Origin of the sequence: Photorhabdus namnaonensis (assembly GCF_001684335.1) — a bacterium.
Classification (GTDB): Bacteria; Pseudomonadota; Gammaproteobacteria; order Enterobacterales; family Enterobacteriaceae; genus Photorhabdus; species Photorhabdus namnaonensis.
This window is the reverse complement of the sequence record NZ_LOIC01000088.1, coordinates 83614-100616: the sequence shown is the minus strand read 5'-3', so window position 1 is coordinate 100616 and position 17003 is coordinate 83614. Positions and strand designations below refer to the sequence as shown.

Below are 17003 nucleotides of genomic sequence, written 5' to 3'. Positions count from 1 at the left end.
CTGCGCTGAACTACTCATTTAACCTAAGGAGGGATCTTGTTATGAAACAAACTTTTTCTTTACGAAAGATAGGCGACAGCATTCATCATGTCTTGAGTAGTATTTTGAGTGCTGTGTTGCTAAAACCGATACAGCACTCAATAAATTCCGCAAGAGCAAGGGCGTTTTTTTCTTTTTTTCGGTTACATACGATCTGTAATGAAAATGGTAACCCCTGACTGTTTAATCCTGTTGGGATGGAGACCGCGCATAAGTCAGCAAAGTTTACGAAACGGGTGAAGTCATTAGGAGGTTGATGTTCATCTTTTTCAGCTATAGGCCAAGAAGGTTCTGGGGTTGTAGGAATTACTAACGCATCCACATTTTGAAACCAATTTGAAAATATCTTCCGTACATGACTACAGAATATCAATGCTTCCGAATAGTCTTTCTCCTTTATCTCTTTGCCACGTTCTAATCTTACTTTAATTGCATCGCTGAGGGAGTTCTGTGAATTACACAAATATCCATAATTCTGCCAAGCCTCAAACGCAGTAATGATAGAATTAGCTTTCATGCACTGTGATAAAGGATATGGGAAAGGTTTCTTTTGAATTACCATACCCATTTGAGAAAAAACTTTCAGCAATGACACATAATGCAAACCTGTTTCCTTATCTAAAATATACTCTTCTTCTGACGGTAATATGCCAATATTCAGATTATTAATGCATGAGTGATACACTAAATTTGGGTTCAGCTGATTATAGACAATAAATATATCAGATGCATGTCTGGCAATAATCCCTACAGTATCCATCGTCTGGCTTAATGGAAGCATACCTGATGATGACAAATTGCCCATCGATGGCCGAAACCCACTTACGCCACACCAAGCGGCGGGTATACGCGCAGATCCACCCGTGTCAGTTACAAGAGCAATCGGTGTCAGACCAGCTGCCACTGCTACAGCGGAGCCGTTACTTGAGCCACCTGGGGCAACTTTCTGTGATTGTCCCCAAGGGTTGAGTGGCGTCGGGCTATTCTCCATGATGCCCGCAGCTCCCATACCGAGCTCTACTGCTCTGTGTTTTCCTGTCAGAACCATTCCCTGTTTCAAGAGGGTGGCTACCACTGGTGCCGTAACATATGCTTTTTGACTAAAACAGTTCGTGCCTCCTCCAGTGACCTTACCTTTCAGATCAAAAAAATCCTTAACAGCAAAAGGAATGCCATGGAGAGGACCACGCCAATTTCCTGATCGTATTTCCTGTTCAGCACGTTTTGCGGTAGCCCGCGCATCAGCTTCATAGACTTCTGAAAAGGCGTTCAACTTATGGTCGTAACATAAAATACGCTTCATGTACTCATCTAAAATCTCAACAGGTGATATCACGCCGTTCCGTATTCTTTCTCCTAATTCATTAATTGAAAGACTGATAATTTCATCCATCATTTATTTGCCTTTAGTGTTATGGAATTGTGATATTCATCAATATCATTTTTTACAAAAAGAAAATTGATAATCAAGATGGATAGAGTGGCTATGATAATAGTAATAACCGCATACTTCATGTTTAAAATAAAGAGTTTTTCACTGTTTACCATTTGCCCAAAAACTGCCACGGCAAAAGCGGAACCTATCTGACCAGTTGCACGGGAAACCCCTGAAGCAACGCCAGTGTACTGTTTCGGAGTACTTTGCATAAATAAAGATGTTGACATTGGTGATCCCAGCCCTCCACCAAAACCAATCAACACAAGTGGAACAAAAAGATAAATATAGTCATTGTTGAACTGTGTAACCAGTAACCCACTGAAACCAACCAATCTTATCATGGCCCCAACAATCATCATGTGGCTCGTTTGGTAACGGCGTGTAAACCATCCAGAGACCTTATTTCCCAATATGACACTGATTGAGAGCGGTAACAGGGCCATACCCGTTTGTATTGCACTCAGTTGTTGAATATCCTGAAACCAAAAGGTCAGAATAAACATGGCACCAAAAAAGGAAAAAGCTCCAGAAAAGAAAATCCATGAAATAGCGCTAAAATTTGGCCGCCTGAACAGTTCCAATGGAAGCATAGGAGCTTTACTTCTTTTTTCTACCACTATGAATGCAGTCATGATGATTAAAGACAAGCACAACAAGATAACTGAGTTCAAATTGATTTGAGTAGAGTCATTCAGCCGGATGACACCAGCAATAAATAGAAATATTGTCAGGAAAAGAAGTAGCTGGCCTTTTATATCCATAGTTAAACTTTTATGTTCATGCTCTGGAGACTGCACCCTAAGTGTCAGAAAGATACCTACTAAGCAGAGCGGCACATTTACCAAGAAAATCGCTCTCCACGACAGATATTCGGTCAGCCACCCCCCTATGACAGGCCCCGCCACCAAAGCGATACCTCCCCAACTTGCCCAGCTGGCAATAGCACGGGTTCGCTCTGTTTTATCTGTGTAGGTATGAGTTATCAAAGCAAGCGAACCTGGTACGAGTATGGCGGCGGAAATACCCTGAAGTACGCGACCGGTTAATAAAATAGCGGCTTCACTGCTAATTCCACACAAAGCGGAGGCGAGAGTGAATAATCCAAGCCCTGTAATGTAAACACCTTTTGAACCATAACGATCACAAAGGGCTCCCCCTGATAGTAACAAACTTGCAAATAAAACCAGATAGGCATTTACAACCCATTGTAACGTTGTTACACCAAGTGAAAGGCTCTCTTTAATAGTCGGTAAAGCTACATTCACTATGGACGAATCCAGAATGACGAGTATGTAACTTATATTAGCTGCGAGCAGTACATTACTCTTGTTACGCTTCATGTTGTCCATAAGCATTCCCTGATTAATCACATTCACTAGGAGTATTGATATTCAGCGCAATATCTGTACGATAATGCATCGCATCAAAATGGACTTGTTTGGCCGTTTCATACAATTTTTCTCGAGCCTCACTGAACGTCAGGGCTATTGAACTTAATGCAATAACTCTTCCTCCATTACTTATTAGTTTTCCATCATCAGATACAACAGAGGAATGAAAGATATGAGTATCTTCTGAAAGTAACGGCAAGGTGAGTTCATCGCCTTTTCGCTCGGTAAAAGGATAACCTTCAGACGATATTTGTAAGGCAACAGAAACAAACTTACTCCAGCGTACATTTGCTTTGTCCAGCTGTTTTTGTAGGGTCAATATGAATAATTCATGAAGGGGACTCTCAAGTCGTTCAAGGATTGTGAAGACCTCTGGATTGCCCAGCCGACAGTTGATTTCAAGAAGGCTCGGCATTCCTTTTTTGTCAATCATGACACCAAAATAGAGGAATCCTGTATATTCGATTCCTTCGGAATTAAGAGCTGCCAGACAAGGTTCTACAATTTGGGTAATGATAGCCTCATGCTGTGCAGAGGACAGCACTGGGGAATATGCTCCCATACCACCAGTGTTAGGGCCTTTATCCCCATCAAGCAGCTTTTTATAATCTCGGCTTTCAGCCAGTGGTAGATAGTTTTTTCCGTCAAAGAGGATGGTGTAAGAGACTTCTTCACCTTCAATGAATTCTTCAACCAGCACTGGTCCGACATTTCTTGTGAAAAACTCTTTCAGCGTGCTTTCGACATGCTGGCGATCCTGGGCTATCACTACACCCGTTCCCCCATGTACCATACCGTCTGCTTTGATAACCACAGGTAAAGGTAATGTGTCGGCAAATTTCCGGGCCTGTTCCTGTGATTCACAAATTGCGCTGTAAGGTGTAGGTATTTGATATTTTTTCATGAATTTTTTGGAAAAGCCTTTGGACCATTCAAGTTGGGAGGCTTCACGAGTCGGGGCAATGATAGGTAACCCACGAGATTTAAAGTAGTCGGCTACCCCGGCTGCCAGAGTTTGGGTCGGTGTGATAAGCGTAAAGTCTGCTTTTAGTTCTAGAGCAGCCCTAGCCAGCCCCTCAACATCTCCTGAAGACACTGGAATATTCTCCATTCCGGGTGCGCATGACGTAGCCGGATTACCTGGGGCTAACCATACTTTTTCTACTGCTGGGTCCTGTAATAATTTCCATGCCAGCGCCTGTGCGCCGGCACCTGAACCTGCTATAAGGATTTTCATTATAATCTTCTCTCAAAACACAGGGTTAAAAGGAATTTCATCAGTTTTGCCATCTGACTAAATCATCAATCCAGTCGGCAAAATGTTCAATTCGTTCAGTAAGTTGCACATCACTGTTGCCGGTAATAATGGCGCTAACAACGTCATCGGTATAAGTTGTTGCTTGTTGATAAATTTGCCCGACTCTCCCTGATAAGCAGAGTGTGGATATCCAGTTATAAGGAACTGAATCGGGCAAAGAAATCAGATATGCCGGACGAATAGGAACGCGAATTGATGCTGCGAATTCTCTTGGTTCAGTCCGGACTTTCAGCACGTCATTGATACCTGCACAACTCTGTATCCAAGCTTTATGTATATTTATCCCCCAGGTGTGTTCTATTAACTCTCCCGTAAGTGAACCCACAGTACGGGCCGCAATCTCGCATAAAATTAATCGGTCGTCGGCGGTATGGAATATTTCGGCATGAAACCCAAGAGTAGGCGCAGCAGGCAACGCTGATATAGTTCGATAGGTAATACTGTTCAGTCGCTCTGCCAAGGGGGTAGCAGGATCAATAGTACGGCTGCCAAATATACCTGCATGCTGGTAATCAAGAGCATTATTGATATAAGCGCAGGGGGCAAAAAATGAATCTCCTGCTTCATTAATTACACCGTTAACATGATACATACTTCCAGAAATAAACTTTTCTACCATCCAGCCATCAACGGTTTTGTCGCGGAAAAAATCAGATACTTCTCTGAAACTCCTACATACCTTAACGTATTTAGAGCTGCATCCATCCACCTGTTTTATCACAACCGGGAAATTATGCTCTTCACTGAAAGTTAGAACATCTAGCCAACTGCCAAGTCGTCTAAACGGAGCCACTTCAATGCCTGCACGTTGAAGGTAATCTTTCATTAAAACCTTATCTCGATACGCCAAGGCACTTTCAACGTTCTGGCCTGGGAGGCCATAATATTCCCGAAGTTGTGCAGCTCGGATAAGGTCAAATTCCGAATGAGGCAGAATCTGGCTGAATGAGGTGTAACGTCCTAATTCTGTGGCGATAGATAAAACACCTGCACCGTCATCAAGGCTGTCGATCTGCCGGACGTACCGGTAACGGTGCTGAAGAGGAAATTGTGGTGCAGAACTGATAAGCCACAGATCATCACGGCATTCCTCCAACCATTCTGCAAAGTTAATCTTGATGCTTCTTCCGAGGCATAATATTGCCATGCTTTACCTCACATAACGTCAGAAATGGGTTTGATAATATCCAGTACGGTGAAATCGCCCCATCGAGTACCGTTATCAATAAGATGATTGACAGCCATATCCTGCCGAGCACAACGTCTCATAATGCGTAAAAAAGCATGCCATTCATCGCTTCCATGGGAAACCGGGACAGGGGTATCCGCTTCAATATAAAGTGGGAGCAGATGAGCAGATAAAATTTCGTTCGGTGAACATCTTGTCAGAATGGCTGCGGTATATCGTGCATGATCAGGCAACTGAAAACCGGTTTTCGACCATTCATTTATTGAGCATGAGCGAGGTTGATCGAAAATGAGGTTTCCCAGCCCAAAACATGTCAGCATGTTTTTGCGCCATTCAACACCTCGCAAGGAATGATGATGATGACCTATCACTAGGTTCACACCACATTGTGATAATCGTTTTGATATTTCCTTTTCGTATCTTGTAATAATGTCTTTACGAGTATGATCGCCCCAGTGCATCGCTGCAATAATAAAATCAGCTTGGCTACGGATATTGCTAACTAAGCATGAAAAATGCGACCAATCATCTTCATTGATGACAGTCATAATATCGGGTAACGCTCCGGGAACCACAGCGCCGGAAAAAGGAGGACTGTAATAATCTCTTGAACGTAACGCTGCAACGCCTCCCTGAAAACTACCGGCTTCAGTTCCGGCATAGTAAATGCCCGTTACGCCGAAAACAGCCACTCTGATCCCTCTACATTCAATTAAAGCAGGTTTCCAAGCTTGCTGAAATGTCAGACCGGCCCCGGTGGTTCGCACTCCTACAGAATGTAATGCTTTCAAGGTGTCAGTCAGACCCTGCAATCCAGAATCCATGACATGATTATTCGCAAGGGAAAGCACATCGAACAATGCCACTCCTTTGGCGTTTTTTACTGATGATATCGTCATCCCTCGCCGTCCGGGAATTGGCTCAGGTTTGTCCGTCAGTACACCTTTATAGTTACCGATAACGATATCGGCATTCTCAACTAAAGACGTCATGTGACTGAAAGCAGAAGCGGGATCTTCACGATTAATGAGCACATCCCCAAATGAAGCAATAGTAATACTCGACATAAAATTTCTATCCTTCTGACTAACGCTGGTCGTTGCTCAAAGCCTTTTCTGCATAAAAATACGGGCATTTCCATCCGGTAAAGAGGACACCTCACCAAAAATGCTGTAACCATGCTTCAGATAAAAGTCAGGTGCCTGAATCGCCATGGTAAACAGCACCGCCGTATGACATCCACGTAGAGTTGCTTTTTTTTCGGCCCATTTCAGCAATGTACTTCCCAATCCCTGCCGACGCAGTTCTTTCGGAAGAAAGAAATAACTAACGAAAAACACACCCAGAGAGGTACGACCCACCAAGCCACCAACGACTTCACCTTGCTGGTCATGGACATAGAAATCCAGCGGCTGGTTGTCAGAAATATTGGTTTGTTCCACATTCCATATATCAAGTAACTGACTAATTTTTCCCCGGCTTTCAACATCACCCTGATCGGAACTTTTGATGGAGTGCCCGGAGTCCAGAATATCTCGATTCATACATTGATCCTGATTGGCCGGGCCGATACATCGTCCCGGTTGGTTATATTAAGTTGCTGTACTCGCCAAACGCGTTTCCAGAAATAACTGCTCATAATCACGACCGCGAGCTGTTAGTGCGGGCACCACAGGTCTGCCATCGGATAATTCGATCCAGAGCCTTAATAAATGGCGCTGGTTGAATACATCATCCTGAAACTCCGTGCGGGAATGCAGCGTGGTATAGTTGTTGAGAAAAAGGATTTCGCCAGGCTCAAGCATAAATTCGAGTCTGAACTCTGGGCGGCTACATATTTCATAAAATGCGTGGAGTCCAGCATCAAGTGCGTCAGGGAGAGCTCGTCCCTGAAGTTTTGCTGCTACTCGCATATAAGCACCGAGACACATAGAGCTCACCCTGCCTGACATGTTTGAGAAAATCGGAATTTTGTATGACGTGTAGGGAAGTTTACTCGAAGAGCGTTCAGCTGTAGCGTAATGATATCCTTCAAAAAGGGCGTCAAGTAGTTCTGGTTTTTCCCTTAACATTTGATTGTAGATGGCTAGGCCACTTACGATTTGAGTCAATCCCCCTGAAGCAGCCCCCCTCAAACACATAAGCCCAACAATTTCAAAAGCATCCGAATGGAATCCAAGCTCCCGATTAGACATATAGCCTCGATTATTCGGATTATTTTTCTCATTCCTTACATGACTTATCCTGTGACCCTGTGAGTTTTGTACGACTGGACGTCCAAGACCTGTTCCAATTCCCCAGAATAGATGACTCAGGGTTGAGTCAGTAAACATTTCTCGCGGAATACCTGACACTACCACAACCCCGCGTCCTTCAGTCAAACGCTGATGAATGCTCTCCTGTAAGATAGTTATTTCCTCAAAGCGAAAATCTGACGCATTGAACGCTTCGCTGGGTCTATCTTCCATCGCGGATAGGTGATGCCTGAATGCTTCGATTTGTTCATCTGAAACAGGCAATAGCACGTCTTTCTTGCTTTTCAACTGCGCTGAACACCATACTGCCGGATCGTCATCAATAATCTGATATGATTCGTTCATGTTGGTGTCCTCAATATGCACAAAGTTCACAATCTGGATGTTGCGGTTTATCTGCAACATTCGTTTGTAGAGTTGTGAATGAGATGGTTACCAGTTTCCCTGCTGAAATCATTGGCCATCCAACAAGCTGCCTGATGATATCCGCAGACATCATCCCTCCGACAATCATTGCCGAATAACTGAAAGCCGAAGTCGCAGGGATTAAATCATGTTCTTCTCGCCAAGTGCGCATGGAGTAATGGTCAAGATCCTGAGTCCGTGACCACTTTTCGTCGCAGCGGAAACAACCGCTCTGGTCAGGGAATTTTGTCCAGAACATACCCATTCCAGCAGAAACGCTGTTGAAAACACCCGGAATTCCCATGGCAAAACAGGCGTCACTGATCCAGCGGTCAGCCGCGATAACCGGTCGGTCAATTGCAGCTACGACGATATCGGGTTTGAATTGAGAAATTAATTCCTTAACAACATCTGAACCGGTTATACGTTTGAATACTGTATTTACCGTGACGTCCGGATTGATCTTATTAAGACGAGATTTTAACCCTTCGACTTTCCGCATCCCTATGTCATCAACGGTATAAAGCTGCCTATTGAGATTACTAAGTTCAATATCATCGAAATCAACGACAGTGATGGTACCGCAGCCAGTCATTGCCAGCGCCGTTGCCGTGCAGCTTCCAAGCCCACCACAGCCCAACAGTAGCACATGCCCTTTGAAAAGTTTCTGCTGATACTCAGCGGGTGAAATGCCATTGTCACTTAACGCAGCAAATCCATTGAGATTTCGGGAATAACGCTCTCTTTGATCGGCACCGAGAGCCTGATAATCGAAATATTTCTCATCCTGAACGAGGTTGTGAGACTGAAGTTCCTCGATCAATTTTATTAACTCCGACTCTTCAACGTCATGACCGTTTTGCTTCAGTACTTCAAGGAGACCATTGCTGTTCAATTTTCCTTGCATGTGGTTAAGCGCAACTATTTTCCAACCATCGGGATCTGGAATTATTTTGCTTGCTTCACCCTGACGGGTACCGGAATGTATTGCAATGACATTGTTGCTAATCGGAACAACAACAACCGTTGGTTGAAGCCGTGGATTGTTAAGTGAAATGGAACTCGCCATAGTTATACCTCTTTAATTTTCACTACCGGCAAAAGAATTCCCCGGCGCCCTACATTCATAACCGGATCAAAACTGGCACGTGCCTGAAAACCTGCAAACCGACCACCATATACATAGATATCCACACCTGACCACATTGGATCTGTAACGCCAATATCAGGATGAACTGCGGAAAGCACGCGCCCGCGAATATATCGTTGAATGACCCATGTTTCGTCGCTTTGCGCTGCAAGACGTAAGGTCGCTTCCCATTCCTGAGCAGCAGTAAAAGGACCGACCAACAGACCTTCTCCTCTTGTTGCGTTAGAAGGTTTAAGCACAAGAGTCCCTCGTTCTTGAATTGCCCAGTCAACTAGATCGATTTGCTTTCCCTGAGGGGATGTTGTTTGGCATGCGCGGAGAATGCGTGTCCAAGGAATATGTTTAAGACAAAAAGCCTTTTCCTCTTCGGGCAGGAAAAAGAGCATTTGCGGATCACTTAAGACAGCCATTATAGCTTTATCTGCGAGCGGCCATTGGCAGATGAGAGGATTGATGAAAGTGACTTCTCCATGAGATGTTGCAGTAAGGTATTCTTCAACTTCCGGTTCATCGATCAAGTCGCGCAAATCGAGTTTGTTATAGGCCACATCAATAACACGACCCTGCGGATCTATTACCTTGTTGTTATGTCGACGTAACAGAGACGCATCAATTTCCTCGGTAGGAACCCCCAGACGATTGAAACCATTTACCATCCAGGTTACCTCATTTTTGAACTTACCTTTATAAGTGACAATGGCTGTTCTTCTGGCTGGCTCTCCGGTACGTTCGCGATGAGTTTCCAGTAATGTCTCAAGAAATAAATCCGGATTTTGGACAAAGGGCTGAAAATCGGCACTGGCTTCAATACCGTTCAGTAAAGGGTTTGACACCTCTGACCACAATGCACCTGCAATCCCATTTTGGATCACTCCCCCGGGGCAATCGGTATTAGTTTCCAAGATCTGATAAGTTCCATCTTCACTGAAAAGACCATCCAGGCGGAAAATTCTGGTCAAAGGAGTATGATTTGGCAAATTAAATAAATAATGTTCGCTTTTCTTATAAGTCGGAAAATATTCACGTATCGAGACATTTTCCACCCATGCATGAGCAAATTTTTCAAATATTTCTGTAAAACGTTCACCGATGCTGGCAAGTTGCCGAACTAGGTTATCAGACAAAATAAGAGGACGAATTGAAACCGGATAGTTTTTTCCCTCAAAATTTAGTCCTCCATCAATGAGTTTTTGGCTTAGGCTTTTCTGCGCTTCTAATAAAGAGGATTTTTCATTTTCGTCAAGGCTAAGTAGTTTTTTTTCAATCAAGATTTCGTCTTGATAAAACAGAGTGTCATGAGGTGTTAATGATGAAGTGTTTATTTTATTCTCCATACCTAACTGAACGGAAACTTGTTTTAGAGATTTTTCAAGTAATAATAATCCATGCTCAAGGACATTGATTTCGATAGTCAACGGGGGAAGTAATTTGATGACTTGTCCCAGTGGACCACATATTTCTATAATGAGTCCTAACTCAATGGCTTGGTTTCTGACATTTTCTGCTGCCTGCGAAGAAAAGAGTTCTAAGCCCCACAACATTCCTTTTCCCCGGATTGTTCTGATCAATTGGGGGTATCGTTGATGCAAACCCAGCAGGTATTTATGCACGATTTTCGATTTATCTTTAAGACTTCGCAAGAAATGTAAATCATGCCAGTAATCAAGAGCATATGTGGCGCCAATAAATGCAAGGTTATTACCACGGAAAGTTCCGTTATGTTCTCCAGGTTGCCATATATCCAGTTCTGGTTTCATTAAAACAAGAGACATAGGGAGCCCATATCCTGAAACAGACTTTGCAAGGCAGATGATATCCGGTTTTATCCCAGCGTCTTCGAAGCTGAAGAAAGTTCCTGTACGACCACAACCAGCCTGAATATCATCAACAATAAGCAGTATATTGTTTGCAGCTGCGATTTCTGCTACACCCCGTAACCATTCTACGCTCGCCACATTGACGCCCCCCTCTGCTTGAATAGTTTCAAGAATAATTGCTGCGGGCAAGTCAATACCGGAGCCCGGAGAAACTAGCATTTTCTCCAAAACGTCCAGTGACGTGTCATTCTGACTAAGGAAATTTTCGAAAGGAAGGCGTACTATATTGTTTAGAGAAACACCTGCGGCATTTCGTTTTTTCTCTCTGGCTGTGGCTGCAAGAGCGCCCAGAGACATTCCGTGAAACGCATTGGTAAACGCAACAATATCACTGCGCCCTGTAACTTTGCGTGCGATTTTCATTGCAGCTTCAACTGCATTGGTTCCTGTCGGCCCGGTAAACTGAAAACGATACTGCAAACCCCGTGGTTTCAGTATCTGCTGATTAAAGCTTTCAATGAATGCCCGTTTTGCATTGGTATATAAATCCAGAGAGTGCGTTATGCCATCTTTTTCAATATATTCAATAAGATGAGATTTTAAGCGAGGGTTATTGTGGCCGTAATTTAACGATCCAGCCCCTGATAAAAAATCAATCCATGATTTACCCTGCTTGTCAGTCACCAGGGCATTGCTTGCCGTAGTGAATATGGCCGGATAATTACGGCAGTAGCTACGCACATTTGATTCGTACTTTTCGAAAGTCCTGCATGCGTCTTCAGTGAAAAGTATCTCGTTTTTTATATTTTCATACACAGCATCAAACATTCTACAACGCAGCAATATCGTATTTTTACCAACCGCCCTTACTCGCTTCAATAACTGTTCGTTATTTTCTGTAATATTGTGAAGAATATGCATCATGGTAATGGCATGCTCTTCGTCCTCTTCAATATGTAATTTGAAAAATTCTAATCCCCGTTCAGCAACACCTAAGTGCGTGAGGGCATGCAATACGGGCTTGTAGATCATTGGAACAATTGCTTCGGCCCCCAAGCAAAGTGCAGCTAAACCATCAGCAATTTCTCCTGAGCGGCAATAATTCAGGACACACGAAGCAAGATGAGAGGTTTCTTCAAGTTCAGGAACCGAGCTGATCTGTGCACCTGTTTCCATCAATGAACGCTGAAACAACTCAGCGTGAGTGACTTTTCCCTCTCCATTTACCCCCATCTCTTCACGTAAATTTTCCATCAGATGACGAATATCATTGAAGTTATCAATATGGCTGATCAGAGCACACAAAAAGCGAGTAAAGTTACGTGAATAATGATGATGTTGAATCAAGAAATAACGCATTCCGGACAGAGTGATTCGTTCTTCACTCATTGCGATGAGTAACGGGTGGTTAACCAGTTTTTTCACCGCATCTATATCCAGCCAGTTATCCCAGAGTCCTTCTTCGGTCAGTAATCCTATATTTTTATCGGGTAAAGTTACAGTTTGATTTTGTTCACTCACCTTGCCTCTCCTGTTTCTGAAATAAAACACATCTCTGATCTCTATAACAAACAATTCATTACTAGTAGCAGCAGAATAAGTACTGCGATGCTTATAACCTATTAACAATCAATGCCAGCGAAAATAAACATTTCATTGATGAAACCATAAATTATCTTAACAAGCATTTCAATAAATTATTAATCACGTAAAGTAATTAATATCCAACTATTTGAAAAATAAAATTAATTTTTTATGGGAGTATGATAAGTACCAATAGCACCTAGTTTTTCATTGTAATAATTTCCTATTGAAATAATTACAACTAGTATTACATGATGTATCTAAATAGATATATGGACACCAACTCGATTCAAGTAGATGAATAAATTTTCCAGCAACGAAGTCGCAAACATATATTCGGCTTCAATGAGCCAGAATTAAAATACGTACTCTCTGATCTCATTATTTCAATTGATGCTATGTGGTCCACTCTGGTGAACAAATCAATTATATCCTTAACTAATTATTGCAATTAATCAAAGATGACATAGAGAAATTTGCCACTAGCTAACTAAAGACGGATTACTGTCTATTGTCGATATTAGTCGCCATCGAAGGACTGGCAAATCTACTTAGTCAGCAACATCATTCACACTGCAATTGATATTTCACAAAACATAATAACCAAGTTGCTGTAGATGTGCTGGTTGAGCAGGAAAAGGAGCTTTTAATGTTCTGTCATTTATCAGTAATATTATCGATAATATCATAAATATTAATAAAGAAATCACAACCCCTTAGGCTTGCGATGACAATAAGTGAACATCAACTCCATACTACGCAATAATTTCTTATGGATAGAATAAACAAGTAATACATTTTCCTAAATAAATTGCAGAAAGCCATTATAGCTCTTACCAGAATCATCAAGAAATGCTAAAGTTGAAGGATATGAATATTTCAAATGAGCATGCCATATGATCCAGGAAAAACGTGTTATTCGTCGAATCCAGTCTGGTGGTTGTGCGATCCACTGCCAGGATTGCAGCATTAACCAGCTATGCATTCCTTTTACCCTGAATGAGCACGAGCTTGACCAGCTTGATAATATCATTGAGCGTAAGAAACCTATCCAGAAAGGGCAAACGCTATTTAAAGCAGGCGATGATTTGAAATCTCTTTATGCTATCCGTTCTGGCACAATTAAAAGCTACACGATCACTGAAGAAGGTGATGAGCAAATTACAGGTTTCCACCTCGCAGGGGATTTAGTCGGTTTTGACGCTATCCTTAACACTAAGCACCCAAGTTTTGCTCAGGCTCTGGAAACATCAATGGTCTGTGAAATTCCATTTGAAACATTGGATGACCTGTCCGGAAAAATGCCTAATCTTCGCCAGCAGATGATGCGTCTAATGAGTGGGGAAATTAAGGGCGACCAAGAAATGATATTGCTGCTATCTAAGAAAAACGCCGAAGAACGGTTAGCTGCATTCATTTATAATCTCTCTCGTCGTTTTGCTCAACGTGGTTTCTCACCAAGAGAATTCCGTTTAACCATGACCCGCAGTGATATTGGCAACTATCTGGGTTTAACTGTTGAAACTATTAGTCGTCTGCTTGGGCGTTTCCAGAAAAACAATATTTTGGGTGTAAAAGGTAAATACATCACGATTGAAGACATGGATAAGTTGTCTGAGTTAGTCGGAAAAAAATCTGTTTCAATTACCTGATCTTAAAACCAGATCATCTTATTTTGTTGATCTGGTTCTCCTCTGACCTGTTCGGTTTGCTCATATTGGTTTATCTTTAGTATTGAAACGTGAGTATTGAAGCGTGAATATTGAAGCATGTTTTGTCTAGCCTCTGTGAGGATACTATTATGGCAAACTATCAAAACCTTTTAGTTGTAATTGACCCAAGTCAGGACGATCAACCGGCATTAAGACGCGCTGTTTATATAGTGCAACGTAACGGCGGTCGAATTAAAGCTTTCTTGCCCATTTATGATCTTTCTTATGAAATGACCACCTTACTCTCCCCAGAAGAAGGCAGTGCTATGCGTAAAGGTGTTACCAGCCAACGCACGGCCTGGCTTAAGCAACAAGCGTACTACTATCTGGAAGCCGGTATTGATATTGAAATAAAAGTGGTATGGCATAATCGACCCTATGAAGCGATTATCCAAGAGGTCATTACAGGTAATCACGATTTACTTCTGAAAATGACCCATAAACATGACAAGTTAGGCTCCTTGATTTTTACCCCGCTTGACTGGCAATTACTTCGCAAATGCCCATGTCCAGTATGGATGGTCAAAGATCAGATATGGCCTGACCAAGGCTCCGTTGTCGTCGCGGTCAATTTGTCTAATGAAGAGTCATATCATCATGAGCTGAACCTGAAACTAGTTAAGGAAACTCAGGAACTGGCAAATCAAGTCATGAAAAACCCAGAAATTCATTTAGTCAGCGCTTATCCTGTCGCACCACTGAATATCGCTATTGAGCTGCCAGATTTCGACCCAAGTGTTTATAACCATGCTCTACGCGGCCAGCATCTTATTGCCATGAAAGAACTGCGCCAAAAATTCTGCATTGATGAAAAATATACTCATATCCATGAAGGATTACCGGAGAGTGTTATTCCCAAAATGTGTGATGAGATGAATGCGGGTATTATTGTTTTTGGTATCCTTGGCAGAACTGGGCTGTCCGCTGCTTTTCTGGGAAATACCGCAGAGCATGTGATCGACCAGCTTAAATGTGACCTTTTGGCGATAAAACCTGATGGTTTTGAATGCCCTGTTAAAGCCGCTAAAGAGTGATAGTAATAGCATGATAATTATCCATTTGGCGATAAAACCCGAAACAGATTTTCATCCCAGGTTTTATCGCCAGATAAACTGCTCAGGTAGTGTAACACCAAGGATCTCCTCACGGGCTATACGCCAAAAAAGACGAATACCCGCTTTAACTTGATAAGTTTCTTTTCCCAATACCTTAAAGATTAGACCACACTGATTAGGCAAACGACTGGTACCACTCGCTATACCCGTTTCAGCATCGTACTGAGGAGTCATGCGCGCCAGAATACGATCGTGGTGCACCTGAGGTGTCAGCAAGATCACGTTACCGAACACATGGAACGGCCCCATCACTCCTACACTGTTTAACGGTTGTTTTTTAGGCTCCAATACATAACGCTCTGTAAACAATACCTTGTCATCAAAATCAGTTGCCGTAATACGTGATGAATAAACATCAAATTTAAACCCTTGATCAGCAGGGTGGTATTTACGACCGGACATAATAATTTCAGAATAAATCAATGTGGCAGTCGGATGAATGGTTATCTGAGTGTCGGTAATAAACCGAGAACCACTGTGAGGTATAACCGGATCGGGCATCATTTCCAGATAGCCTCCCTGCTCTACTTGGATAGTTTGCACTTGCGCCGCGTAGTTATTCACCATCGAATGAATCTTAGTCGCCGATTGGGTGGTGACATGACCAAACGCCTCTGGAGCGACATGAATGTCCAATGCCAATCTATCCCCTTGCAAGATACATCCCGACGTGGAGATCATAAACACACACGGCATCTGCGGTAATGCTTCATCCCAATACAGCGCCCGCTGCACTAAATAAGGTACCCGGCGTTTCATTTGCGCCAAAATACTACGATCGCCACGCCGGGCAAATCCCAACCGCAGATAACCACTTTTACCGACATCACCGCTTGCCATCTGGGGCGGTTCATCCTGAAATAGTGCAAGTTCCGGCGCATTGACACCAAGATTATTCGCCCGTTGACATTCTTCTCCGATATTTTGCGGTGAACTGGTGAAAGTCATTGCGTCGCCTGTAATGAATGGGTAAACAGGAAATCACGCATGACCATGTTTACCAACGTTTCAACACCTTCACCGGTTTTGCAATTGGTAAGGATATAAGGACGCTGACCACGTACAACTTGAGTGTCATGCTCCATCACAGCCAAGCTGGCGCCAACATAAGGCGCTAAATCAATTTTGTTGATCACCAAAATATCGGCCTGTACTAAACCCGGTCCGTTCTTGCGCGGAATTTTCTCTCCGTCAGCGACATCAATCACATAAATATAAAAATCTGCCAAAGCCGGACTAAAAGTGAGTGTCAGGTTATCACCGCCACTTTCAATTAACACAACGTCGCTGTCAGGAAAACGCGCTTCCATCTCCTCTACCGCAGCAATATTCATACTGGGATCTTCGCGCACCGCGGTATGAGGACAAGCACCGGTTTCCACGCCAAGTATCTTTTCTTCATCTAAAATACCCTTCAAGGTACGTTTAACCTGTTTAGCATCCTCAGTGGTAACAATATCATTGGTGATAATCAGAGGTTTTATTCCACGCTGAATCAAGATAGGTGTGATCACTTCAATAACGGCCGTCTTGCCTGAACCCACCGGACCGCCAATACCAATTCGGGTAATTTTTTTCACAGGGATTTCC

13 protein-coding genes are annotated in these 17003 nt (G+C 42.9%); 2 read left to right on the top strand and 11 right to left on the bottom strand.

The features are described from left to right. Nucleotides 1–85: 85 nt before the first annotated feature. The 9 genes from Phpb_RS19540 to ectB are packed head-to-tail and all read right to left on the bottom strand — an operon-like array spanning nucleotide 86 to nucleotide 12523. A complete protein-coding gene (locus tag Phpb_RS19540) occupies nucleotides 86–1435 on the bottom strand; it encodes an amidase (protein ID WP_065391815.1) in 1350 nt (449 codons plus the stop codon). Further along, nucleotides 1432–2826, bottom strand: a complete 1395-nt coding sequence (locus Phpb_RS19535) for an MFS transporter (protein ID WP_065391814.1) — start codon at nucleotides 2824–2826, stop codon at nucleotides 1432–1434. The genes Phpb_RS19540 and Phpb_RS19535 overlap by 4 nt, the downstream gene beginning before the upstream one ends. Nucleotides 2827–2839: 13 nt before the next feature. Continuing rightward, complete coding sequence (purD, locus tag Phpb_RS19530) at nucleotides 2840–4105, bottom strand: phosphoribosylamine--glycine ligase (RefSeq protein WP_065391813.1); 1266 nt, start codon at nucleotides 4103–4105, stop codon at nucleotides 2840–2842. Between the two features lie 40 nt (nucleotides 4106–4145). Continuing rightward, nucleotides 4146–5333: an ATP-grasp domain-containing protein gene (locus tag Phpb_RS19525; RefSeq protein WP_065391812.1), complete on the bottom strand. Its 1188-nt coding sequence runs from the start codon at nucleotides 5331–5333 to the stop codon at nucleotides 4146–4148. 8 nt (nucleotides 5334–5341) lie between these two features. Further along, nucleotides 5342–6442: a CapA family protein gene (locus tag Phpb_RS19520; protein ID WP_065391811.1), complete on the bottom strand. Its 1101-nt coding sequence runs from the start codon at nucleotides 6440–6442 to the stop codon at nucleotides 5342–5344. Between the two features lie 36 nt (nucleotides 6443–6478). Continuing rightward, nucleotides 6479–6919: a GNAT family N-acetyltransferase gene (locus tag Phpb_RS19515; protein ID WP_065391810.1), complete on the bottom strand. Its 441-nt coding sequence runs from the start codon at nucleotides 6917–6919 to the stop codon at nucleotides 6479–6481. Nucleotides 6920–6967: 48 nt separating this feature from the next. Then, nucleotides 6968–7975, bottom strand: a complete 1008-nt coding sequence (locus Phpb_RS19510) for a TauD/TfdA family dioxygenase (protein WP_065391809.1) — start codon at nucleotides 7973–7975, stop codon at nucleotides 6968–6970. A 10-nt stretch (nucleotides 7976–7985) separates the two neighbouring features. Then, a complete protein-coding gene (locus Phpb_RS19505; protein ID WP_065391808.1) occupies nucleotides 7986–9104 on the bottom strand; it encodes a ThiF family adenylyltransferase in 1119 nt (372 codons plus the stop codon). A 2-nt stretch (nucleotides 9105–9106) separates the two neighbouring features. Then, nucleotides 9107–12523, bottom strand: a complete 3417-nt coding sequence (gene ectB, locus Phpb_RS19500) for a diaminobutyrate--2-oxoglutarate transaminase (RefSeq protein ID WP_065391807.1) — start codon at nucleotides 12521–12523, stop codon at nucleotides 9107–9109. A gap of 959 nt (nucleotides 12524–13482) precedes the next feature. Here ectB and fnr point away from each other — a divergent pair. Continuing rightward, nucleotides 13483–14238, top strand: a complete 756-nt coding sequence (fnr, locus tag Phpb_RS19495; protein WP_065391806.1) for a fumarate/nitrate reduction transcriptional regulator Fnr — start codon at nucleotides 13483–13485, stop codon at nucleotides 14236–14238. 149 nt (nucleotides 14239–14387) lie between these two features. Beyond that, a complete protein-coding gene (gene uspE, locus Phpb_RS19490) occupies nucleotides 14388–15332 on the top strand; it encodes a universal stress protein UspE (RefSeq protein ID WP_065391805.1) in 945 nt (314 codons plus the stop codon). Between the two features lie 63 nt (nucleotides 15333–15395). Here uspE and Phpb_RS19485 read toward each other — a convergent pair whose 3' ends face one another. Both Phpb_RS19485 and ureG read right to left on the bottom strand, forming a co-directional pair. Next, the gene (locus Phpb_RS19485; RefSeq protein WP_065391804.1) at nucleotides 15396–16361 is read right to left on the bottom strand and encodes an urease accessory protein UreD; all 966 of its coding nucleotides are present in this window, start codon (nucleotides 16359–16361) and stop codon (nucleotides 15396–15398) included. Then, a complete protein-coding gene (gene ureG / locus Phpb_RS19480) occupies nucleotides 16358–16993 on the bottom strand; it encodes an urease accessory protein UreG (protein WP_065391803.1) in 636 nt (211 codons plus the stop codon). Before ureG ends, Phpb_RS19485 begins: the two co-directional genes overlap by 4 nt. Nucleotides 16994–17003: the final 10 nt, after the last annotated feature.